Source organism: Paenibacillus sp. 203, from assembly GCF_037027525.1.
GTDB classification, from domain to species: Bacteria; Bacillota; Bacilli; order Paenibacillales; family Paenibacillaceae; genus Paenibacillus; species Paenibacillus polymyxa_B.
In genome coordinates, this window is sequence record NZ_JAXCHD010000002.1 from 230,973 (window position 1) to 254,355 (window position 23,383).

General features: G+C 45.0%; 21 protein-coding genes. All 21 read right to left on the reverse strand.

The annotated features are described in order from the left end of the window. Nucleotides 1-64: 64 nt before the first annotated feature. Complete coding sequence (gene miaB, locus WA407_RS04215; RefSeq protein ID WP_013309963.1) at nt 65-1,618, reverse strand: tRNA (N6-isopentenyl adenosine(37)-C2)-methylthiotransferase MiaB; 1,554 nt, start codon at nt 1,616-1,618, stop codon at nt 65-67. Nucleotides 1,619-1,917: 299 nt separating this feature from the next. After that, the gene (gene pduL, locus WA407_RS04220) at nt 1,918-2,490 is read right to left on the reverse strand and encodes a phosphate propanoyltransferase (RefSeq protein WP_013309962.1); all 573 of its coding nucleotides are present in this window, start codon (nt 2,488-2,490) and stop codon (nt 1,918-1,920) included. A gap of 143 nt (nt 2,491-2,633) precedes the next feature. Beyond that, on the reverse strand, nt 2,634-3,722 hold the full coding sequence (locus WA407_RS04225) for a low temperature requirement protein A (RefSeq protein WP_336076858.1): 1,089 nt from the start codon (nt 3,720-3,722) through the stop codon (nt 2,634-2,636). A 183-nt stretch (nt 3,723-3,905) separates the two neighbouring features. Beyond that, on the reverse strand, nt 3,906-4,958 hold the full coding sequence (locus tag WA407_RS04230; protein WP_235308145.1) for a dipeptidase: 1,053 nt from the start codon (nt 4,956-4,958) through the stop codon (nt 3,906-3,908). A 123-nt stretch (nt 4,959-5,081) separates the two neighbouring features. Further along, a complete protein-coding gene (locus WA407_RS04235; protein WP_007430104.1) occupies nt 5,082-5,342 on the reverse strand; it encodes a stage V sporulation protein S in 261 nt (86 codons plus the stop codon). Nucleotides 5,343-5,471: 129 nt separating this feature from the next. Beyond that, nucleotides 5,472-6,266 (reverse strand): TIGR00282 family metallophosphoesterase, encoded by a 795-nt coding sequence (locus WA407_RS04240; protein ID WP_336076990.1) that lies wholly within the window; start codon nt 6,264-6,266, stop codon nt 5,472-5,474. Nucleotides 6,267-6,342: 76 nt separating this feature from the next. Further along, nucleotides 6,343-7,887 carry a ribonuclease Y gene (rny, locus tag WA407_RS04245; protein WP_013309958.1) on the reverse strand — a complete coding sequence of 515 codons (1,545 nt, stop codon included), beginning with the start codon at nt 7,885-7,887 and terminating at the stop codon, nt 6,343-6,345. Nucleotides 7,888-8,261: 374 nt separating this feature from the next. Beyond that, on the reverse strand, nt 8,262-9,011 hold the full coding sequence (locus WA407_RS04250; protein ID WP_061829419.1) for a regulatory protein RecX: 750 nt from the start codon (nt 9,009-9,011) through the stop codon (nt 8,262-8,264). 195 nt (nt 9,012-9,206) lie between these two features. After that, on the reverse strand, nt 9,207-10,268 hold the full coding sequence (recA, locus tag WA407_RS04255; protein WP_023988239.1) for a recombinase RecA: 1,062 nt from the start codon (nt 10,266-10,268) through the stop codon (nt 9,207-9,209). Between the two features lie 242 nt (nt 10,269-10,510). Continuing rightward, complete coding sequence (locus tag WA407_RS04260) at nt 10,511-11,779, reverse strand: competence/damage-inducible protein A (RefSeq protein WP_069291741.1); 1,269 nt, start codon at nt 11,777-11,779, stop codon at nt 10,511-10,513. Nucleotides 11,780-11,874: 95 nt separating this feature from the next. Beyond that, a complete protein-coding gene (gene pgsA / locus WA407_RS04265; RefSeq protein ID WP_013309954.1) occupies nt 11,875-12,462 on the reverse strand; it encodes a CDP-diacylglycerol--glycerol-3-phosphate 3-phosphatidyltransferase in 588 nt (195 codons plus the stop codon). A gap of 210 nt (nt 12,463-12,672) precedes the next feature. Next, complete coding sequence (locus tag WA407_RS04270) at nt 12,673-13,164, reverse strand: YajQ family cyclic di-GMP-binding protein (protein WP_013309953.1); 492 nt, start codon at nt 13,162-13,164, stop codon at nt 12,673-12,675. Nucleotides 13,165-13,308: 144 nt separating this feature from the next. Continuing rightward, a complete protein-coding gene (locus WA407_RS04275) occupies nt 13,309-13,473 on the reverse strand; it encodes a hypothetical protein (RefSeq protein WP_023988236.1) in 165 nt (54 codons plus the stop codon). Nucleotides 13,474-13,557: 84 nt separating this feature from the next. Beyond that, nucleotides 13,558-14,622 carry a helix-turn-helix domain-containing protein gene (locus WA407_RS04280; RefSeq protein ID WP_061829422.1) on the reverse strand — a complete coding sequence of 355 codons (1,065 nt, stop codon included), beginning with the start codon at nt 14,620-14,622 and terminating at the stop codon, nt 13,558-13,560. Nucleotides 14,623-14,652: 30 nt separating this feature from the next. Further along, complete coding sequence (locus WA407_RS04285) at nt 14,653-15,426, reverse strand: DUF3388 domain-containing protein (protein ID WP_013370747.1); 774 nt, start codon at nt 15,424-15,426, stop codon at nt 14,653-14,655. Between the two features lie 227 nt (nt 15,427-15,653). Then, the gene (locus WA407_RS04290) at nt 15,654-15,908 is read right to left on the reverse strand and encodes a DUF3243 domain-containing protein (protein ID WP_013309950.1); all 255 of its coding nucleotides are present in this window, start codon (nt 15,906-15,908) and stop codon (nt 15,654-15,656) included. 100 nt (nt 15,909-16,008) lie between these two features. Continuing rightward, nucleotides 16,009-16,776, reverse strand: coding sequence for an elongation factor P 5-aminopentanone reductase (gene ymfI / locus WA407_RS04295; RefSeq protein WP_061829423.1), 768 nt, complete (start codon nt 16,774-16,776; stop codon nt 16,009-16,011). A gap of 20 nt (nt 16,777-16,796) precedes the next feature. Then, the gene (gene yfmH, locus WA407_RS04300; protein ID WP_336076859.1) at nt 16,797-18,077 is read right to left on the reverse strand and encodes an EF-P 5-aminopentanol modification-associated protein YfmH; all 1,281 of its coding nucleotides are present in this window, start codon (nt 18,075-18,077) and stop codon (nt 16,797-16,799) included. A 2-nt stretch (nt 18,078-18,079) separates the two neighbouring features. Further along, a complete protein-coding gene (gene yfmF, locus WA407_RS04305) occupies nt 18,080-19,360 on the reverse strand; it encodes an EF-P 5-aminopentanol modification-associated protein YfmF (RefSeq protein WP_336076860.1) in 1,281 nt (426 codons plus the stop codon). A 165-nt stretch (nt 19,361-19,525) separates the two neighbouring features. Next, nucleotides 19,526-20,377, reverse strand: coding sequence for a spore cortex-lytic enzyme (gene sleB, locus WA407_RS04310; RefSeq protein WP_061829426.1), 852 nt, complete (start codon nt 20,375-20,377; stop codon nt 19,526-19,528). Between the two features lie 225 nt (nt 20,378-20,602). Then, complete coding sequence (locus WA407_RS04315) at nt 20,603-23,281, reverse strand: FtsK/SpoIIIE family DNA translocase (RefSeq protein ID WP_336076861.1); 2,679 nt, start codon at nt 23,279-23,281, stop codon at nt 20,603-20,605. Nucleotides 23,282-23,383: the final 102 nt, after the last annotated feature.

A 23,383-nucleotide genomic window follows, 5' to 3' on the forward strand; every position in this document is an offset into this window, starting at 1 on the left:
CTCACTTAGACGGCCTTGCACACAGCCCTTTACTCAGACCGCATGCAACCCGTTAGAAATTCTTTTATCCGTTAACCGCTACGGCCGTTTCAACCAGATCACCTTTGATGTAAAAGGTCATAGGTTCCGTAATTTTCACTTGAACAAAGGAACCAATCAGGTCCTTAGAACCCTCAAAATGTACAAGCTTATTGGAACGGGTCCGACCGGCAAGCACTTTGCTGTCATTTTTGCTCTCGCCTTCCACCAGCACTTCAACCACTTCGCCACGCAATCGACTATTAAAGCGAAGGCTGTTTTGGTTCACAGCAATGTTCAGACGCCGGAGACGCTCTTTTTTGACCGACATAGGCACATTATCTTCCATCGAAGCAGCTGGCGTACCTTCACGTGGTGAATAAATAAATGTGTAGGCAAAGTCATATCCTACCTCGCGCACCAGAGATAGAGTATCTTCAAACTGCTCGTCTGTTTCGCCAGGGAAACCTACGATGATATCTGTTGTCAGAGAAACATGCGGAACAGCTGCTTTTATCTTCGCGGCCAGTTCCAGAACACGCTCACGGGTATATTTTCGGTTCATTTTCTTCAATATATCCGTATTACCGGATTGAACAGGCAGATGGATATGCTCCACCAAATTGCCACCCTTACCAAGCACTTCAACCAAATGGTCATCAAAATCACGTGGATGTGATGTCGTAAAACGTACACGCGGGATATTGATTTTGCGCATATCATCCATCAGATCCCCGAATCTGTAATTCAAATCTTTCAAATCCTTGCCATAAGCGTTAACATTCTGCCCCAGTAAGGTAATTTCTTTAAAGCCTTGACGTGCCAAATCCCGTACCTCAGCGATTACATCCTCTGGACGACGGCTTCTTTCCTTACCACGTGTAAAGGGAACAATGCAATAGGTGCAAAATTTATCACAACCGTACATAATGTTCACCCAAGCCCGCATACCCTCACGCTTCTTCGGCAAGTTTTCGATAATGTCGCCTTCCTTAGACCACACTTCGACCACCATTTCTTTGCTAAAGAGTGCTTCCTTGACGAGCTGAGGCAGACGATGAATATTATGGGTACCAAAAATCATATCGACAAAACCGTGTTTTTGCATAATCCGGTTAACGACATTCTCTTCTTGTGACATGCAGCCACACACGCCAAGCAGCAGTCCTGGCTTTTCTGTTTTGAGATGCTTGAGGTGACCCAGCTCGCCAAACACTTTATCCTCCGCATTTTCACGGATAGCACAAGTGTTCAGTAAAATGATGTCTGCTTCCTTCCGATCCTCAGTTGCCTGGTAACCCATTTGCTCCAGCAAGCCTTTTATGGTTTCGGAATCATGCTCGTTCATTTGGCAACCAAATGTGTATACGATATAATGCTTCCCCTCACCGATATGCTTGAGCTCATCCGGGACTGCGTTATCATACAATACTTGTACGTCCTCTTTACCGCGTTGCTTTTCTTTTCTATGGTTCGGCTCCGCCATAATGTTGATTTCACGTCCGCGAATACGGATCTTTTTGCTATGCTCATCTTCAGAAATAATCTTCGCATCCGAGAAATCAAAATATTTGGAGTAATCTTTTGTTTTCTTTTCCATTCCTTAGTCACTCCTTACACCATCTATTTCACGAGCTAATTTGTAATTTTACTGTATTTTTAGGCATGGGTAAATTTATCTTAAGTTCTAAAAAACCTTTAAAAAAGGCATTACACTAAATTATAGCATGATTTATAGGCCATCGCCATAGATCAGCCGCAGATACCATGAAGTCAATGTGAACTCATGTTCTTTTTGTACATAAGTGAAGTATTTATGAATTATATAGTATGTAAAAAGCCCGATTCTTTTGCAAGAATCGGACTCTTTATGCCTTCCGGCATTTAAATACGTGTATATTAGTCTACGATTTCAGCGTTGTCACCGTTTTTCACACCGGCTCCGTTCGCTTCATCTGTATCAATGTGCATATCCAAAGCAAAAGAATCGGACACACGTGCAAGAACATTTTCAAATACAAGGCCACGTTCGCCGCCGACACGTACTTTCAGCAACTGCTTGTCCTTAATGTCCCATTTAGCTGCATCAGATGTATGGAAATGAATATGGCGGGCTGCTACAATCACGCCTTCTTGCAGTTCCACTTCACCAGCTGGTCCTTTTACCGTGATTCCTGGTGTACCATCAATGCTACCAGATTCGCGTACAGGTGCTTTTACACCAATAGCAAAGGAATCAGTGCGAGAGATTTCCAATTGGGAAGCGGGACGAGCAGGTCCCAAAATGCGAACCTTATCAAATTGGCCCTTAGAACCAATTACAGCTACCGTTTCATTTGCGGCAAATTGTCCTGGTTGGGACAAAGGTTTAAATTCAGTTAATTGATAGCCTGCTCCGAACAAAATTTCAATATGCTCTTGAGTCAGGTGAATATGACGGGCGGAAACGCCGACAGGTACGATTTTACTCATCGTGTGGTCACTCCTTTTTCTCTATACAATACTTTACACATCCATACTATTATACTCCTATTTTGCCAAGAAAGAAAAGGAGAGCGCATAAAGTTCCCTTTTTCGCCCCAATCAGCGTTAAATATCCTCCCTATAAAGTCGGATCAAACCGTCGTTTTAGCGAACAGGAGAAAGAAAAGCATGATTTCAGCTACGATGAGATGAGGGGGAACGACAATAAATATATTAAGGATAAACAGGACACAGAGTATTCCAGTCAAGAAAAAAATGACTCTGAGACGAGGTTTAAGATGACTTAATCTGTACTGATGAAATACCAGCAAAGCCGACAAAAAGTAAATAAAAACAGAAGCAAAGGTAAAGCAAAGCACAAAAATATAGTCTACTTGTCCCAAAAACAAGAGCTGAATCGAAGCAGCTAGCATGCTAAGCGAAAGATAAATAAACAAATGACCATAAATAATAGTCTGGCCTGCTGATTGTTTTGATTTATCTACGCGCTTCTCCATATTCTCAAAATATTGCCACCAGATTGCGATGACTAATACAAAAGCCAAAGCAGCAAATACAACAGAAGAAACCGTAAAATGATCGGATTGTAAAACAGAAAGCATACTTATCACAGATTCGCCAAGCAGAATTAAGGTGAACTGTGCAAAGCGTTCTAAAAGATGCTCCGTATGGATTGGCGTGATCACCAACTTTTTACGACCAATCAAAGGAACGAGGATATCAATAGCTATACCGGTATATAAAATCAAATATCGAACCCAAGAATCAAAGAAGAGGGAGAAACTAGAGATGACTATTCCAATCCAAAAATAGGTGCCAAAAAAACGAGCTGTTTCCTGTTTATGAGCCGTTTCTTTGGATGCCGAAAGTAAATATTGAACGACAGTTAAACCTCTTAACCCAATATAGCCAACAAAAAAAGATACATAATACGCATCAAAATCTATATTAAGGCTGGCGGTCATGATCAACACGAAAAACAATTGCAGGATCATAAAAATTCGATGCGTTATACTGTCTTGCCCAAAACGATTGTTGTAGACCGTTTGCCCCACCCAAGCCCACCATATTGGGATAAAAATCATAATAAACTTTTCCATATGTTCCCACGAAATACTACCATGCTCAACATGTAGTAAAACATGAGTGGCCTTAGAGACAGCAGCTACGAACAATAAGTCATAAAAGAGCTCAAGCCAAGTAACCTTCTTTATTAACATTGTGTAATGGAGCCCCCTCTGATATGGCGGTGCAGCATGGTGTCCCGTCAGTCTTGCTCCAACGTCTGCCGTATTTATGCTTATTTTAGCACCATGAAATTCTAAGATGCTCCAATTATTTCGTAATCGTTCTCACTTTGTCAAGGTATTCGCAGCCAATAATAACTCCTAGTAAATAGCTATTTAAGAAGACATTTTGGAAGGCAAATTCGTTTGCAGGTATTCCAGCGCATGTCCTCCCAGCCATCCCTTGACTAGCTCCTCAGGGTAATGCTTCAGCAGCAGTTCTGCAAAAACCGGGTATTTACCCGAGTGCTCCAGCCCTTGCACATGGTGCTCGATACCGTCAAAATCAGAGCCAAACATCAAATGCCTTTCCCCGCCTAATGAACAAATATGCTCAATGTGCGGTAGCAGATCGTCAGCGGTTACCGTACCCTGCTCTTTGAGAAACATCGTGACGAAGGTCAAACCAATCCGTCCGTTACGAGCGATCAGTGCACGAATCTGTTCATCCCGTAGATTACGAGGATGAGCACATCTCGCAAAGGCATTCGAATGCGAGGCGATGGGTGGTAGAGCAGCCTCCTCCAACACCTCCCAGAAGCCCTGTACGGACAAATGCGACACATCTAGCAGCAGTCCCAGGTCATTACAGCGATTGACCAAATCACGCCCCTTGCTAGTCAGCCCGCCTCCTCTATGTTCCATAATGCCGTCAGCCGCCCAATTCGCATAATTCCATGTCAGCCCAATCAATCGTATTCCCATGGCATAGCACAATTCTGCATAAAACGGGTTCCCTTCCAGCGCATCTACCCCCTCCAGTGAGAGCAAAGCCCAAGGTGCCCATGTATGATCCGTCCCCTTACCATCCACATACGTTAACTTTTCCGTGCGCTTCTCTTCTCCTACCTGTTTTACTTGCTCCATCTGATGCACCCACATTGCCAAGTCTTCCTTCCACAGCAATGGTCTCAACCCACCTGAGATAGAGGTAACATGCTGCCTGAACAGCTCAATTTGACGAACCACATGCTCAAATCTTGGCATGCCCAATACCTGTGAAATATATATAGCAAACGTTTGCAACCGCACGTTACCTTCTAGCATACGTTCTTTTGTGACATCAAGCGATGGATGACTGAAATCGATCTGCGCATCGAGCTGCATTTTACATAACACATCACAATGAAAGTCAACAACAGGCCAATTCACTTTTAGCTTATCATTCATGCATCTTACCTCCATTTATAGATTGAAGCACTACAAATTTATTTTAAAAAATCATAGTAACAGACTCACAATGCAAAAAAGCCCGTTTACAAATCGTAAACAGGCTCAGGCAACTTACATTTATTATCTTGGTTCTACAATCAATTTGATCGCAGTCCGATCTTCTCCATCAATAACAATGTCTGTAAAAGCAGGAATACAAATCAAATCCACTCCGCTTGGTGCGACAAATCCCCGGGCAATGGCTACCGCTTTAATGGCTTGGTTTAGTGCACCCGCTCCAATCGCCTGTAATTCTGCATTTCCGCGTTCACGCAGTACTCCAGCGAGTGCGCCTGCAACTGAATTGGGATTGGATTTTGCTGATACTTTTAATACATCCATAGTAAGTACCTCCCCTGGGAATGATGATGGTTTGATTCCACTATTAGATGTTATTCGAGGGTCAGCAAATAATTCCTGCTTTTTGGTGACAGTTTTCCTTATTCTTTCCTTAAGTAGCTCACAAAAAAGTTAATCCATCCGCCATTCATCTTCTTTAAGTCTGATTTTCTGAATTTTGCGGGCTTTTCCATCACTGTCATTCAGTTCTACGCTGATGGCATGAAAGTGCCATTTGCCCATGTCCACTTGAAAACGTACCGGAAGCTGGGTCTGGAATTTCTGTAACACAGCCTCTTTCTGCATCCCAAGCACTCCCTCATAAGGACCTACCATTCCCGCATCTGTCTGATACGCAGTTCCTTGTGGCAAAATCGTATCGTCGTTACTCTGTACATGTGTGTGCGTACCTACCACGATTGAAGCACGTCCATCCAAATGCCAACCCATAGCGATTTTTTCCGAGGTTGCTTCGGCGTGAAAATCAACTAGGATATGCTTATGTTTTTTCCGTAGTTCATCGACAATTTCATCTGCTGCACGGAATGGATCGTCAATAGCTGGCAAAAAGGTTCTACCTTGCAGATTAACAATAGCCAGCTCCTTACCTCCACCCTTTACAACGGTATAACCCCGGCCCGGTGTTCCTGGTGGAAAGTTAGCCGGGCGGATGATCCGTGGCTCATCATCTATAAAATCAAATATTTCCTTATTGTCCCAAGTATGATTTCCCATCGTAATCCCATGAACGCCCCAATCAAAAAATTCTCTGGCGATGGCTGGGGTAATTCCTCTTCCCGAAGCTGCATTTTCTCCGTTCACGATAATAACATGCGGGTTGTATTTTGATTTTAGCGAAGGGAGATTCTCCCTCAATGCCTTTCTGCCTACACTGCCGACGATGTCTCCAATAAATAATACGTTGATAGAAAGCCCTCCCTAGTCTGCCTTACATAATGAAAAGTGGCCCTACAAGCAGCGGCCACTTTTCATTGAAATGCTTTTATTTTGCGTATTCTACCGCACGGGTCTCGCGTATGACGGTAACCTTGATATGTCCCGGATAGTCCAGTTCATTCTCAATCGTTTTCGTAATATCGCGGGCCAGTCGGAATGCTTCCGCATCATCAATTTTCTCTGGCTGTACCATGACACGAACTTCGCGTCCGGCTTGAATCGCGTATGATTTTTCAACGCCTTCAAAAGATTCGGAGATGCGTTCCAGCTTCTCAAGACGACGGATGTACGTCTCTAGCGTTTCACGCCGCGCTCCCGGTCTTGCTGCTGACAGGGCATCTGCCGCCCCAACCAGCATGGCGATCACTGAAGTCGCTTCGCAGTCGCCGTGATGTGAAGCAATGCTGTTGATGACGACCGGGTGTTCCTTGTACTTCTTCGCCAGTTCCACGCCAATTTCAACGTGCGATCCTTCCACTTCGTGATCCAGCGCCTTCCCGATGTCATGCAGCAATCCTGCCCGTCTTGCCAGTACAACGTCTTCGCCCAGTTCCCCGGCCATCAGACCTGTCAAGTATGCAACTTCCATCGAGTGCTTCAATACGTTCTGTCCGTAACTCGTACGGAACTTGAGACGTCCCAAGATCTTGATCAAATCCGGATGCAAGCTATGCACGCCCACCTCAAAGGTGGCCTGCTCACCATACTCACGGATTCGTTCGTCCACCTCTTTACGGGATTTTTCCACCATCTCTTCAATACGAGCCGGATGTATCCGTCCGTCCGCTACGAGCTTTTCAAGCGCAGTACGCGCAATCTCTCTACGAATCGGATCAAATCCGGACAAAATAACAGCTTCCGGCGTATCATCAATAATGAGGTCGATTCCTGTAAGGGTTTCAAGTGCACGGATATTACGGCCTTCGCGCCCGATAATCCGGCCTTTCATTTCTTCGTTCGGCAATGTGACAACAGAAACCGTCGTTTCTGCTACATGATCTGCCGCACAGCGTTGGATGGCCAGTGTGATGATTTCACGAGACTTTTTGTCCGCTTCTTCTTTGGCCTGCTGTTCAATTTCTTTAATCATCTGAGCTGTTTCATGACGAACTTCCTGCTCTACGTTGGTCAGAATAATACTTCTTGCATCCTCCATCGTCAGATTGGAAATACGTTCCAACTCAGTTACCTGACTCTTGTAAATCAAATCAATTTGCTGCTGGGTTTCATCGATTCGTTTCTCTTTGTTGGCCACTTGTTCTTCTTTGCGTTCCAGCGATTCCAATTTTTTATCCAGCGATTCTTCTTTTTGCAGCAATCTTCGTTCCTGTCGTTGAATTTCATTGCGACGTTCACGAGTTTCTTTTTCAGCTTCGGCACGAATGCGGTGGATTTCATCTTTCGCTTCCAATACCGTTTCCTTCTTCAGCGCTTCTGCCTCTTTTTTCGCGTTCTCCACGATTTGCGCGGCAGCTTCTTCCGCACTGGAGATCTTAGCTTCTGCAATAGATTTGCGAATAAAATAACCAATCCCGAACCCAAAGAATAACGCGGCTACAGCAACGAGAACGAACCAGATCGCAGTCATCATACTGTTCACCTCCCCGTTGGTTCCTCCAAGGCATTCCTTGGGACTTTTTGCAATTGTCACATTTACTTTGATCGTCAAACTAAGACAACGACACAAGGTCGTTTCATTTCATATGCACATGCTTTCACATGTACAATTCCGCCTGGCATAGCGGCATCACTTGTTATTTGGCGATGAGAACTCACCCGTGGATTCCGCTTTTTTGGAAGGAAAAAGGGCGTTCCACAAGTATCGTTTCATATATATTTTATTATTTGACAAATGGCATTGTCAAGGGAATGCAAACATTAGTAGACTACCATACAGCTTTCCCTGTAATAACTAGCTCATCCTATCCGTTCATACTAGCCAAAGGTTCAGCAGCCGTTTAGCAACTATTCCTCCCACTGCAACAATTCCTCGTCATCTGAAGCAACGTCATGCTCGGCCGCAGTGAGATGATTGACCACTCGGCGTGTCATATCCCCCGAATATCCGCGTCTCATGAGAAAAGGGTAGGTTTTCCTTTTTTTCTCCATTATATCACCACGTATCTGATTCCATTTCTTACGTCCGACCGTCAAAGCGCTCTCCCACTCCTCATTATCGGTGATCTCACCTAACGCTTCGCCAATAGAGGCTTTAGAGATGCCCTTCTGACGAAGTTCTTGCCTAACCCACATCTTACCCTTACGTTGGCTAGTTATGCGCTGCCTTGCCCATTGGCGGGCGTATAAATCATCATCTACGAGTTGTTCCCTTTGCAGTCGAACCATTACTTCGTCAATAACAGACTGATCCAGTTCTTTTTGTAACAAACGTTGGGCAATTTCCTGACGTGTGCGAGGCTTTCGCCCCAAATAGCGAAGCGCAAGTACATAAGCCTGTTGCTTTTCATCTGCCAGAACGATATCTTCCAGTTCTTTTTTATCAAATGACGTTCCTTTGAACATATTGTACTTGATCATTACATCTTCTAATACAGACAGCGAATACGGACCAAAATGAATGATATACCTTCCACGTTTGCGTCCCTGTCCCTGCTCTACCCTAGTAATCATCAATTCCTCATGATCCGGAAAAAGAGAAATCCCTTGTTGCTTATTTGCTTCCGAAGTGTATTCATCTTCATCGTCCAACTGCAATATATTTCCCTCACTTTGAAATTCACGAAAGCAGCCTTTGAACACCTGCTACGCAAAGTTAGATTCCGCTGACAAAGCAGACTTTAGTTGATGCAAAAATGCCCTGCACAACTGTGCAGGGCATCAGAATCATGCTATTCAAACGGACGGTGCCATAACCCTGGCCCCAGTTCACAAACCAGGATTCACCAAGCTTTATTCAAGCTCCAACAATTCCTGTTCTTCCTTCGCTTGCTGTGCCAACTCTTCTTCTGTAGGCGGAGCAACCGTCGTAATCAAATTGCTGGCCACCCGAATTTTTTGTTCGATCGTACTAGCAATATTCGGATTTTCCTTCAAAAATTGTTTAGCATTCTCACGTCCCTGACCAAGGCGCTCACCTTCGTAGGAATACCAGGCTCCGCTCTTGTCGACAATGTCATGCTCCGTACCGATATCGATCAAGCTACCTTCTTTGGAAATACCCTCACCGTACATAATATCCACCTCAGCCTGACGGAAAGGAGGGGCAACTTTGTTCTTCACGACTTTAATACGTGTGCGGTTACCCACAATGTCGTTACCCATTTTCAAACTTTCAATACGACGAACATCCAAACGTACTGTAGAGTAAAACTTCAAGGCACGTCCACCTGGTGTTGTTTCAGGGTTACCGAACATAACACCTACTTTTTCACGTAGCTGGTTAATAAAAATAGCAATGGTTTTCGACTTATTAATGGCTCCAGAAAGCTTACGCAATGCCTGAGACATCAAACGTGCTTGAAGACCAACGTGGGAATCTCCCATTTCGCCTTCAATCTCTGCCTTGGGCACAAGTGCCGCTACGGAGTCAACAACTACAATGTCTACTGCTCCACTACGTACAAGGGCTTCGGCAATCTCAAGCGCCTGCTCTCCTGTATCTGGTTGCGATAGTAACAACTCATCAATATTGACACCCAGCTTGCTTGCATACGACGGATCAAGCGCATGCTCGGCGTCGATAAAGGCGGCTTGTCCGCCTGTTTTTTGCACCTCTGCGATAGCGTGAAGAGCTACTGTCGTTTTACCGGATGATTCCGGTCCGTATATTTCAATAACCCGGCCTCTTGGAAAGCCGCCCGTTCCTAACGCAATATCCAAAGCAATCGAACCACTGGGGATCGTTTCCACTTGCATATGGGTAGACTCACCCAACTTCATAATGGAACCTTTACCAAATTGCTTTTCTATTTGACGGAGCGCCATATCCAGCGCAGCACGACGATCTGACAATAAACTCACATCCTTCATTGTTTGTACTTTAATAATACCTTGTTTTGACACGCTTGCCAAGCATTTTTTCGAACATACATTCGTTTTTTTTATTCGCACAACTCTCTTCTATAATTACACCTGTCTCTTAAAACAAAAAAAGAACCGCTGGCAAAAGGCTTTGCAACGGTTCTTCCGATAAGATGATTATACCATGAATATCTATCTAAAACAACTCTACGAGTCACACTGTACATAGATGTTTAAGAGAGTTTCTCGTTCTCTACCAGCCTGCGCCACAATCTGTACAGGATTGCTTTAACTGATCGCAGTCGGATTGTTTCACGGTTGCCACTCAGTCTCAGTTCATGTACTTCCGTTTCCTTATCGCGTTCAGCAATGCCAATATATACTAGACCGACTGGCTTCCGTTCGGAATACCCAGGCCCAGCTACACCAGTAACTGAAAGTCCAAAATCGCTATCCATGATCATTCTCGCCTGCTCTGCAAGCACAAGGGCTACTTCCTTACTCACTGCGCCTGGCGCATGGTCCCCTTCCAAATAATCATAAGGCACGTTGAGTAACTTCATCTTCATTTCATTGGAATAGCACACGATGCCACCTTGAAACATAGCAGCACTGCCAGGTATAGAAGTAATCTGTTCCATCAGCATTCCACCTGTACAGCTTTCTGCCGCACTCACAGTGAGTTCGCGTTTGGCCATTAGATCTACGATAACCTTCTCCAGCGCAACATCCTCGCTTGCATACATATACTCCGAAAGACGCTGCTGAATTTCTACTTCCGTAGCTGTCAACTTAATTAATGCTTCACTTTCGCTGGCCGCCTTGGTGGATATACGGATCGTGACTTCCCCTTCCTTGGCATAAGGGGCAATCGTGGGATCTGTCTGGGATTGGATTAGATCTAACAAATGGGTTTCAAGAGCTGACTCACCGATCCCTGCAAATTTTAGCATTTTCGAATAAATTGGCATTTCCTCACCGCTCAATGCCTGCTGAAGCAACCAAGGTTTCGCCTGGTTTGCAAACATAGGTTTGAGTTCCTTAGGCGGTCCAGGCAAAACTACATAAAATTTACCGTCCTGTGCAATCGCGTCGCCCACAGCTAGCCCTGTCTCATTTTCAAGTGGAGTAGCACCTTCAATAGAAAGCGCCTGCCGGCGGTTATTCTCGGTCATTTCTACCCCACGGTTACGGAAAAATTGATCTAGCTTGTCCATTGCAAGACGATCTATGTGCAATTTCCGCCCCAATACAGCCGCTATCGCCTCTTTCGTCAAATCATCCTGAGTCGGCCCCAGACCGCCGGAAAACAAAATAATATCCGCACGCTTCTGAGCAATTCTTATCGCTTCCTGAAGCCGATTTATGTTATCGCCAACCACAGTCTGAAAATATACATCGATTCCAATTGTAGCCAGCTCTTGTGACAAATATTGAGCATTTGTATTCACTATTTGTCCGAGCAATAACTCTGTTCCTACTGCAATTATTTCAGCTTTCATCAATTCTTCCTCCTGTACTGCGAATATTATGGGAATTATATAAAGAAACAGCAATAAGTTTAGTCCCTATTGCTGTTTCCATAAAATTTATCCTGTTAAACTTTGGAGGAGCTCAGCAAATGGATATTTTTCACGAAATAATCAATACCCGAATAAATGGTGATCAACACTGCTGCCCATATCGCTATTAAATCAAACGGTATACCAAGAAAAACAAACGGGAAATTATTAATGAGCAGCGCTACAATAGCAACGATCTGGATGATCGTCTTTAATTTGCCCCAATTGCTTGCAGCAACCACAGACCCATCCAGTAAGGCAATCTGACGCAGCCCCGTAACCGCAAACTCACGGCTAACAATCACAACGACAATCCATGAATCAATTTTCCCCATTTCTACCAAGGAAACCAAAATAGCGGTTACCAAAAGCTTATCAGCAAGGGGGTCCAACAGCTTGCCCAAATTGGTGACCATATTATTTTTACGTGCCAAATATCCGTCAAGACCATCCGTGCTGGCTGCTACAAGGAAAATGATAGCCGCAATCAGCTGATTATACGGCAGCTTGAAAGCTCCGATCTCAATCGGCGGCGGATAAAAATCAAAGTCCACCAGCAAAGCCAGCATCATCACCGGGATAAGGCAAATCCGCGTTATTGTAATTCTGTTGGGTAAATTCACAACACACTCTCCCCTGATTATCGTACTTGCTTACAAATGGCAGTTTTCGGATTAAATTCAATCCTATGTAAATCGCTTTCGACGAGCGCTATACACCTGAATTGTCTGCATTTTCGTTACAAGTATAATATGGCGCAAAACGCATGTCAAAATAACCTGCCGCACATCAAGCAACGTTTTTTCCTACAAAATATATGAGGGAAAACGGCTTTATTTCATGTTTGTAAATTGAAGCTCCAATGGCAAATCAGCTTTACGTAGCAATTGAATGATCGCCTGTAAATCATCCCTGTTTTTTCCGGTCACTCGGATTTGATCACCTTGAATCTGACTTTTGACTTTTAGCTTGGAGTCCCGAATAAGAATATTAATTTTCTTGGCATTATCTTGATCAATTCCCTGCTTAAGCGAAAGACGCTGACGCACTGAACCTAGAGAAGCGGGTTCCAATTTGCCATACTCCACATTTTTAAGGGACAGACCTCGTTTGGCCATTTTAGATTGCAAAATATCAATCACCGCATTAAGCTTGTACTCGTCTTCCGATGCAATCGTAAGAGCTTCTTTCTCAAGCTTGAGGCTACTTTTGCTATCCTTGAAATCAAATCGTGTTTCAATTTCACGCTCCGTCTGATGAACCGCATTTGTTAACTCCTGCATATCCATTTTGGAGACGATATCAAATGAATTTTCTGAAGCCATCGTTTCACTTTCCTTTCCACAACAAAGTTCAATATCTAATTATAGGCTAGTCATTTACAAAAATCCAATAATCCGTTGACTAAAAAGGCGTTCTTGCCAGTTTTCCTGACAAAAACGCCTTTATTTTAATTACGGTCAAAATATCTAATTATGGCTTCGTGTTGGAGTTCGGAACATATCCAAAAGTCCAAGCACAATGTGAGCAAGACCAAAGCCCAGTATGCCATAGCCCCATGCATTCGGTGTCAGATAATAGCCCAGTAAACTGACAATGATACCGAGCCCAGTCACAATCCAGCTGACGGTCATAACGTATACACCTCACTTTGCGGAAAATGAAATGACTGCCTTTCCAGGAATTACAGTCATTAGTATTTCCTTGCACCAAGGCGTTTATTCACCATCAGTAGTTGTAGAATCTGTACCACTTTGTGTTGAATCCGTACTGCTACCTGTCGAAGAATCTGCAGGTGAACCCGTCACTCCTGCACTCGTTCCGGTCGTGGAAGCTTCTCCTTGCTGGATCAGTACACGAGTAGTCGATTTATTATCTGTTATCGGTTGACCTGCTACGGAAATATCTGTGGCAGAAGACCGTCCTGATTTGATATATAAACCTTCCGGACCAATATCGAAAGACATGGCATCTCCACTTTTAGTCATACCGTAGCTCAGCTTTTCTCCACGGGAATTTTGTCCCTTGTACACTTCAAGCCAGCTTTCACCCGTCGCTTTAATATCAACCTTGGCTGTGGCTCCCGTTGCACTGGATACTTTGAAAATCGTCGTCTTGCCTTGCTTGCCGTCCTGTGCCACAGTTACACCTTGTTGTGGCGTAGTCGTATCCGGCTGCTGTCCAGTATCTGGAGTAGTAGCACCCGTACTCCCCGTACCATCTGGCTGAGTTTGGCCGGTTTGCCCCGCATCAGGAGTCTGCCCACCTGCACCATTTGGAGCCGTCGTTTGACCATTGTTCGGCTGTGTCGTAGTGGTATCAGGAGTAGACGTGCTTGGCGTTGTACTTGGTGTTGTAATCGGCGTTGTGTTTTCTGCTGTTTTTGGAGTTGAATGGTTGTTGCTCACCCAATAAGCATAAATAACCCCAACAATGAGAACTAGAAAAAGCCACATTAACGCTGTAGGCAACCATTTAAGATTACCAATCGTGGCGGGACGGCTGGAGCGTTTCTGTGTAACAGGCTCCATCACTGCTTCCGGCTCAGGTTCAGGCACATTGCTTTGATGCCCTTCCAGAATCTCATCGGGGTTCAACCCGACCGTTTCAGCGTATGTTTTAATAAAAGCTCTGACATAAAAGCTTCCCGGCAGCACTTTGTAATCGCCCGTCTCAATGGCTTCCAGATAACGTTTGCGTATCTTCGTCATTTCCTGAACATCGTCAAGGCTCAATCCTTTTTGCAGCCGGGCCTCCTTTAATTGCTGACCCAGTTCTGACATGTCATCATCTCCTTGTGTAATTACGCTTATTTAAAGATCTTCTGTATAACTGGCTGTAAAGGTATCATAAATAATTTCCTCAGCCGGATTATTGCGAAGTTCAATAATGATATTGAAATCGTCAAAGCTGTATCCTGATTCACGTACAAATACATCAGGATGCTCAATCACTTTAGTACTTGGCATGCTCATGATTTCCTGAAGAAGGTGATAATGTCTTTCATTTGACCGAATTGTACTCACAATACCATCAATAATAAACACATTGTTTGGGTTCATTTCTTCTTCAGAAAGCTGACTGCGCACCGTCTGTCGTAGTAACGTTGAAGATACAAAAGTCCAACGCTTCATTGCGCATACACTACTGGCAATAATGGATTCCGTTTTGCCCACACGCGGCATCCCGCGAAGACCGATCACCTGATTGCCGTCCCTCTTTAATACTTCACCCAAAAAATCGACCAGCAACCCAAGCTCATCGCGTGTAAAGCGAAATGTTTTACGATCATCTGAATCCCGATCGATGTAACGACCGTGTCTTACTGCCAATATATCAACCAGTCTCGGAGCACGTAAGGCCGTGACTGTAATGTTGCTCGCTTTTTTTAACGTGTCTCCGAGAATGCGTATTTTCTCGTCATCATCCGTTTCAAGCAACATCCCCCGTCTTTCCCCTTCAACACCGTTGATTGTCAGTATATTAACCCCCAGAATACCAAGCATGGAAGCAATGTCTCCCAGCAGTCCGGGTCGATTTTTATGTATCTTGTACTCCATGTACCACTGTTTCGTTTCTTCCGTCACGTTAGCACCTCATTCACATTCAAACCGTCAACAACTCCAAATCAAAGCATTATTGTATCATAAAATAACATCTTTCGACAAAACCAATTATTGAAATTCGATAGGTTACATTGTGTTGTAAGCCTCAATCACGTTTATGATATATAAATTACAATGGAATTACAAGAACAGCTCTGTAACCATTACAGAAAAGCCCCCAAAAGGGAGCTTTTCATGTTGGTTCCTACTTATGCGTTGCTCTTAGCCAATTTAACCATTAGCCGGGCGATGGTGTGACGCTCGTCCTCATCGGCAACTCCCCACAGTTCTTTCAGTGCGCGGTTGGAGTGGTTCGCTGGGTCGACCTTCTCATCCAGAAAATCACCAATTTCATAAGCAAGCTCTGAAATGGTATCTTGGCTGATTCCCAGCTTCTCCGCTTGCTCTACACGCTGACCAAGGAACTTTTTCCAAACATCAAAATTCTGAACAACTGTTGACATACTTAAATCCTCCTTAGATGATTCAGATTTAAAATCAACAGTTATAATATGCTCTTCTCAAACGCTTACTATACTGGTGGATTCCTCCAAGCGCTATCCCTTAAGTCACCCATCCTCCATTAGGACTTATGACCTGGCCATTAATATAACCTGACTCAGGAAGCGCAAGAAAATAAACCAGGGACGATATTTCATCAGGTCGAGCCAACCGTCCGGCAGGAATTTCTTCTTCCAAACTGGTAATTTCGCCTTTATCCAAATGATCCAGCATCGACGTATCCACTGCACCTGGAGCTACAGCATTCACTGTCACCCCGGAAGGTGCTACCTCTTGAGCCAACGCTTTAGTGAAAGCGTTAATGCCTCCCTTGGTGGTGGAATACAACACCTCGCACGATGCGCCACATATCCCCCACACGGAGGAAACATTCACAATGCGGCCATAGCGTTGGGAAATCATATGTGGCATAAAAACCTGCGTGCACAGAAAGGTTCCCTTAACATTGACGGCCATCACTTCGTCCCATTCCTCTTCCGAAACATCTGTCAACAGCCCATAATGAGATAATCCGGCGTTGTTCACAAGAATATCCGGCTTCATCCCGTGATTATCCAGCTTTTCCCGCATGCGTTCGATCTGCTCCTTGCTCCGCAGATCCGCTGACACGGTCATTACCTTGCCTGAATAAGCCATGCAACGACGGGCAACTTCATTTGCTTTTTCATGTGACTTCATGTAGTGAATGACAACATTCATCCCTACAGCTGCAAAACGCTCAGCAATAGCCGCACCAATTCCGCCACTCGCTCCTGTAATCAGCACGGTTGTATCGCCAATTGCTTTTAATTCTCCGCCCTCGGTGGTCATTGTTTCCCTCTCCCTGGACATTACGGACTCACCACTAGTGATATTGCGAGTTGATCCCACTGGATATGGTCTTTTAGACGGCGATTTACATCCTCAAGCCTGATACTTTCATAAATAGGGAGCAGTTGGAAAAAATCGCTGCCCCGGAAGCGATGTCTTGTAAATTCATGTGCAATATTTTCTGGTGAATTGAGTGTACGCAGATAACCACCGATTTTCTTTTTGCGTGCCCGTTCAAAATGTTCTGCTGCAAAGCCCTGCTTCTGAATGGACTCCACCTCTTCACGTATTCTCGCCAACAGCCGATCCGGGTCTTTGGTATCCCCGCCGATTGCAGAGAATGCATATTGCTGCGTACTATTGTACTCATGACCAAAACTGTCCGAAATCAGATCCTCATCGTAGAGCTTTTGATATAGTTGTGTACTGGAACCAAACAGGAGATCAAGCATCAGCTTGGTTTCCAGATCATGACGAAGTAATTCTTCACCCGTTAGGCCTACTTCAGCCTCCTTGAATCCAAACAGTAGCTTTGGCAGAGAAACGGCCAGCTTCACCTCACGACGTGGTTCTGCAACTGTAGTGGGTTCATCGTCGAAAATCCGCTCAATCTCTCCCTGCGACTTATAGTCCTTTTTGGCCTGATTGTTACGTACCAGCTCTATTACTTCAGCTGGATCCACTCCGCCCACTACAAAAAGAATCATATTGCTTGGGTGGTAGAAAGCTTCATAGCAACTGTACAGCGTTTCTTTTGTAATCGTACTGATGGATTGAACAGTACCTGCGATATCAATATGCACCGGATGAACCTTGTACAACGCCTCGATCAGACCAAAGTAACTCCGCCAATCAGAGTTATCTTCATACATATTAATTTCCTGGCCAATAATGCCTTTTTCCTTTTCTACATTTTCATCTGTAAAGTAAGGATGCTGCACAAAATTGACCAGCGTGGTCAAATTTTCTTGAATACGCTCGGTTGCCGAAAACAGATATACTGTTTGATCAAAGCTGGTAAATGCGTTCGCCGATGCCCCATTAGAGGAGAAGGTAGCAAAAATATCGCCTTCAGGCTCTTCAAACATTTTATGCTCCAAAAAATGGGCTATGCCATCCGGCACCTTTACGGGCTGTTGACCTTCTACGCGGAAATGATTATCAACTGAGCCGTATTTAGTTGCAAATGTGGCGTATGTCTTCTGAAAACCCGGTTTGGGCAACACATAAACGTGTAAACCGTTATCCATTACTTCATAGTACAGCGTTTCCTGCAAATGCTCATAAGGTATATGCTTCACCGCTATTCCCCCTTCTGGTCTCTCAAGAAATAAATAGTGTCCAGTCGGAACGTCCGGGCGGCATCCTGAACATCCTGCACCTTGACTGCCTCCACCTGACTCAGCAGCTCATCTACTGTCCGTTCTTTACCGGAAAGCTGTCTGTTAAAATCATAGGCGATCATTTCAAAAGCGGAATCCTGCATCTCCTTTAGCAAGTTGCGAATCATCGCCTGCGTTTGGGTCATTTCCAGCTCAGTAATCGCTCCGTTTTGCGTATCTTCCAGTTGCATGCGGATAATAGTAACCGCTTTTTCATAATTAGGAATTTCAATACCAGATTGAATCGTACCAATACCTTTATGCCCGTCATACCGTGATGAAGCGTAATACGCCAAACTTTCCTTCTCCCTCACATTAACGAACAGCTTTGAATGCGGATACCCGCCCAGAATGCCATTGTACATCAGAGCGGAAGCATAGCGATCGTCTCCATACGTAATAGGGGTGCGCAACCCCATGTTGAGCTTGCCCTGGTTCACATCAAGACGCTCTACAACGGTTTGAACATCACGCTCTACCGACTTGGGCTGTTCAGGAACATACCCTGTTTCCGCTGAACGGTTCAATTGAAAATAGCGATCAACAAACTTCTCAACTTCTTCTAGCGTCGTATCTCCCACAACGTATAAATCCATGCTGGCATGATTCAGCCATTCTCCATAAGCCTTATACAAGCTCTGTGCATCTATACTGTCCAGATCAGATCGTTGACCAAGAGGGTGCAAACGATAAGGCTCATCCTTGCACATTTCCTCCATACAGCGCTCACCAGCATAACGTATTTTATCGTTAACTATAGATTCCAGCTTCTTACGCACATTTTCTCGTTCCTGCTGGACGTATCCCGTTTGAAATGCACCATTTTCCAATGCAGGCTTCGTTAGTACTTCTCCGAGAAAAGAAAACGAACGATCCAGTAAACTATCTGGACTATTTACAAAGCTGTCATTAATCGTATCCATGCGAAATTGCACGATCTGATAATCTCCACGTTTATACACATCGAAACCGAAACCCGCGCCATACAATTGCTCTAACTGTTCTCTGAATTGTGTAGTCTGCGGATACGATTCTGTACCCCGTCGCAGAACGAAAGGTGCCAGCCCCACTCGAGTTACGGTGTCCTCCCGTAGCGGAGTGCCTACATACAATGATATAGCAAACGTCTTAAAGCGCTTGGTCGGCAGTACATGAATCCTCAGTTGTCTGCGTGTGCCACGCTCGAAACCTGTTTTGTTCAAGTCCAAAACTCCTTTGTGACGTCAATTTGCGTCTAGCCTTTGATTAGCAAAGCATTAGCTGCTGTGAATCTTCCTCCTGTAAAGAGGTAAAGTGTACCAATCTTTATTCTAACCATGCAAAAGCCAAGAAGCAACCGGAGACAAGCTCCCGGCTGCTTCGGAGTTTTACATGCAAAAAATATGTTCCCCGATGGTTTTCACCTGCGGACGGGACCAAATCCATTTAGAGGTGGCTGTTTTTGGGTTAAAATAATAGAGACATCCTCCGCTTGGATCCCAGCCGTTCAGGGCTTGGCGTACCGCCTTTTGTGCATTCTCATTCGGTGTGAGCCAGATTTGACCGTCTGCTACTGCTGTGAAAGCTCCTGGTTGAAAAATCACTCCAGATGGTGAGTTGGGAAAGCTAGGTGACTTGACCCTGTTCAAAATAACAGCCGCGACGGCAACTTGTCCTTCAAACGGCTCGCCGCGGGATTCACCGTAGACCGCGTTGGCCATAATTTTAAGATCGTTTTCAGATAGTCCCATGGTGTTGGCCGATCCCATCGTTTCATCATTTTGATCCGCTTTATCGTTATTGTCTGCTGTCTGTCCCTGAGCGGAACCTTGATTGTTACGATGCATAGGAGTTTCCGTTGGCTTCCAGTTAGGAGTAGCATTCACCAGCTTTAATTTCGTCTTTGCTCCGACCACTCCATCAGGACGGATGCCAAATTCCTTTTGAAAACCCTTAACAGCTTTTAGTGTACTGCTGCCAAAATGGCTGTCCACTTTCCCGCCAAAAAAGCCCAGCAACTTCAAACGTGATTGCAACTCATATACATCCTGACCGTAAGATCCAAAATCAACCGCTCCCGAGCTGAATGTCGGCTGAGAAGGTTGCGCCGCTTGTACTTTCTGCTGTGTGCTCAGCGGCTCTGCTTGCTGCTGTGCAGAGTCACTTTTAAAAAGTCCTGTGTACGTAATAGCCGAGGCTGCGAGGATACCCGTGCAAATCCAGACCATTGTCTTTTTCATATGCTGCGCTCTACCTTTCTTTTGTGGGATTAACAGGATGGCTACGTTTATTATGACAAGGTCCGCTTAAAGCTATTCACCCTTTTAATCTTCTTTCAGCAGGTAGTCGCCACACCTCAAAAAACATCACAAAAAAACGCTGTTTGTGCACTCGGAGTTGTCATATTAGAACAACCACCATGCGAACAAACAGCGTTTTAATGTAGTGCTGGATAGAGATCATGCTTAGGAACTTACTTTATTTTGCTGATATTGCTCCATTGAGATAAGGACCTCACGGGGCTTGCTGCCCTCATAAGGGCCGATGACTCCGCGAGCTTCCATGGAGTCAATCAGTCGAGCAGCACGTGTATAACCGATCCGCATACGGCGCTGAAGGAGCGAAACGGAAGCTTGTTTAGCCTCTAAAATGATGTTGACCGCCTGATCGTACAGCTCATCCTGCATTTCATCTGCATCAGCCGATACCTCTTCCACCTCCGGCACTAGCGTTTCATCATACTGCGCCTCACCCTGTTCACGTACGTAGCTAACAATATTTTCGACTTCTTGATCGCTCATGAATGCTCCCTGAACGCGGACTGGTTTGGAAGCCCCCATTGGCATGAACAGCATATCACCACGTCCGAGTAGCTTCTCGGCTCCACCCATGTCCAATATGGTACGGGAGTCTACCTGCGAGGAAACGCCGAAGGCAATACGTGAAGGAATATTGGCTTTAATCACCCCGGTAATTACATCAACCGAAGGTCTTTGCGTTGCAATGATAAGGTGGATGCCTGCTGCACGCGCCATTTGGGCAAGTCGTGCAATCGCATCCTCCACATCTCCCGCAGCTACCATCATTAAATCTGCCAACTCGTCCACAATAACGACGATGTAAGGCAGAAATGCATCCGGGTTATCTTTCATCAGATTATTATATCCCTCAATATTACGGGTTCCTGATTTGGAAAATAACTCATATCTTTTTTCCATTTCAACTACAATTTTCTTCAATGCAAGTGAGGCTCGCTTTGGATCAGTCACGACCGGAGCCAACAAATGCGGGATTCCGTTGTACACGTTCAACTCCACCATTTTAGGATCGACCATCAAAAATTTGACCTCATCCGGCTTTGCTTTGTACAAAATACTCGTAATGATCCCATTGATACACACTGATTTACCCGAACCAGTTGCCCCAGCTACAAGCAGATGGGGCATCTTGGCCAAATTACCGACAATCGTCTGTCCTGCGATATCACGTCCGAATGCAATAGATAAATTGGAAGCTGACTCCTGGAAAACGGTTGTCTCCATTACCTCACGCATCGTTACAATGGAAACTTCATTATTCGGAACCTCAATTCCGATAGCAGATTTTCCAGGAATCGGAGCCTCCATACGGATATCTTTGGCAGCAAGCGCAAGCGCAATGTCATCCGTCAGACTCACAATGCGGCTGACCTTTACTCCAATGTCCGGCTGAATTTCATAACGCGTTACGGCAGGGCCACGGACAACCTCCAGCACCTTGGCCCGCACACCGAAGCTTTCCAGCGTTGCCTCCAGCTTGCGTGCCGTTTGCATGTAATCCTTTTGTCCCATACCTTTGCCTGCGTTTTGTGGTTTAGCAAGTAAACGAAATGATGGGAGCTTGTACGGTTTAGGCGGCGGCGGAGCCGGAATAGCTGTATGGTTACCTTCAGCCTCTTCGCCTGCCCCCCCAGTTGCAATCGTCTGAGCTTGTCCCTGAGCACCTTCTAATGTCCCCTGGATCGCTGTCGAATCATCCATATCCGTATTTGCATTGGCATCCACAAAGTCATCATCCAGGGATTCATCAATAATGGAAGTTGTCTGCTCTGCTCCTGTCAGGGACTCTCCAAATTCAGCTTCCGGTCTTCTTTCCTCATGCTTTACTTGTTCGAAGAAATCCCTAATAATCGGCGACCTTTTTACCAGAGTTGCAGCTTCCTGCTCAACGTGTTCGACTACGTCAGACATCTCTTCACTCTGGTTGCCGTTTCTCCACTGGGCCTGCGCGTCCTCAGCTTCATATGGAAGATCATGATCATCCTCATCCGTATGGACGGAATGCTCATCCTTGTCCGCTTTACCTGAATTTTTGAGGCCAAACAACTGAAAGAAAATCGGCTGTTTGCGTGCAGGAGGCTGCATTTCGTCAAAGTCATCATCCATGTCTTCCTCATAGGCAGGAATGGGCTCAGACTTGATTTTTCTATTTCCACTGCCTTTGCTTGATGCTGAAAGCGGAGTAGCTTTACCAGTCCATTTTTTGCGCACGCTTCCCCCGGCAGTCAGCAGCTTGGTCTTTACAATCCGTACCAAATCCACATAGGACAGTTGGGTCATCAGCATGAAACAAATGACGAACATAACAATCATGATCAGTTTAGCTCCTGTGAGACCAAACAGCCATAACAGAACAGTAAGCTGCAATGCGCCTACGTAACCCCCGCTGATATCCTTGTTCAGCATTGAGGTATGGCCCTGCTGGTCAGGCGACAGCAACTGCTCACGCATATCTATATGTATCTGGGTCATCACTCCGCCCGGCTGAAGCGAGTTGATCGGTCCCAAACGCTGCTCCATAGATGAAATAGAACTCATAAGTGTAAAGGCAAATACTAACAGGAGCAAACCCGTTTTACGGGAGTTCCACTGGTTCGGCCACTTGCGGTGAATCATCACCATCAGACCATAATAAATGCCAATCAGAGGGATAACAAAATAGAATTTCCCCAGTACGAGCCCAAACATCTTGGATAGCGACCGACCAACCGCCGCTTCACCCGACAACGCAATGACCGCTAATGTAATCAGCACAATGCCGTAAATTTCAAATTTTAGAACTCCGCCAAATGCGGCTTTCTTTTTTCTTTTTCTTCTTCTGGACATACAAGGTCACCCCCCAGAAGAATATTATACCACGTCACCCGGTATCCGCACATATGTTCTTTTTCAACAGTAAACGACCTATTTCTATACTACTCGACACCT

Coding starts and splice junctions, on each gene's coding strand:
- miaB (WP_013309963.1), bottom strand. CDS start 1,618: ATGGAAAAGAAAACAAAAGATTACTCCAAATATTTTGATTTCTCGGAT.
- pduL (WP_013309962.1), bottom strand. CDS start 2,490: ATGAGTAAAATCGTACCTGTCGGCGTTTCCGCCCGTCATATTCACCTG.
- WA407_RS04225 (WP_336076858.1), bottom strand. CDS start 3,722: ATGTTAATAAAGAAGGTTACTTGGCTTGAGCTCTTTTATGACTTATTG.
- WA407_RS04230 (WP_235308145.1), bottom strand. CDS start 4,958: ATGAATGATAAGCTAAAAGTGAATTGGCCTGTTGTTGACTTTCATTGT.
- WA407_RS04235 (WP_007430104.1), bottom strand. CDS start 5,342: ATGGATGTATTAAAAGTATCAGCAAAATCCAATCCCAATTCAGTTGCA.
- rny (WP_013309958.1), bottom strand. CDS start 7,887: ATGATGACTGCGATCTGGTTCGTTCTCGTTGCTGTAGCCGCGTTATTC.
- WA407_RS04260 (WP_069291741.1), bottom strand. CDS start 11,779: ATGAAAGCTGAAATAATTGCAGTAGGAACAGAGTTATTGCTCGGACAA.
- WA407_RS04270 (WP_013309953.1), bottom strand. CDS start 13,164: ATGGCTTCAGAAAATTCATTTGATATCGTCTCCAAAATGGATATGCAG.
- WA407_RS04275 (WP_023988236.1), bottom strand. CDS start 13,473: ATGACCGTCAGCTGGATTGTGACTGGGCTCGGTATCATTGTCAGTTTA.
- WA407_RS04280 (WP_061829422.1), bottom strand. CDS start 14,622: ATGTCAGAACTGGGTCAGCAATTAAAGGAGGCCCGGCTGCAAAAAGGA.
- WA407_RS04290 (WP_013309950.1), bottom strand. CDS start 15,908: ATGTCAACAGTTGTTCAGAATTTTGATGTTTGGAAAAAGTTCCTTGGT.
- ymfI (WP_061829423.1), bottom strand. CDS start 16,776: ATGACCACCGAGGGCGGAGAATTAAAAGCAATTGGCGATACAACCGTG.
- sleB (WP_061829426.1), bottom strand. CDS start 20,377: ATGAAAAAGACAATGGTCTGGATTTGCACGGGTATCCTCGCAGCCTCG.
- WA407_RS04315 (WP_336076861.1), bottom strand. CDS start 23,281: ATGTCCAGAAGAAGAAAAAGAAAAAAGAAAGCCGCATTTGGCGGAGTT.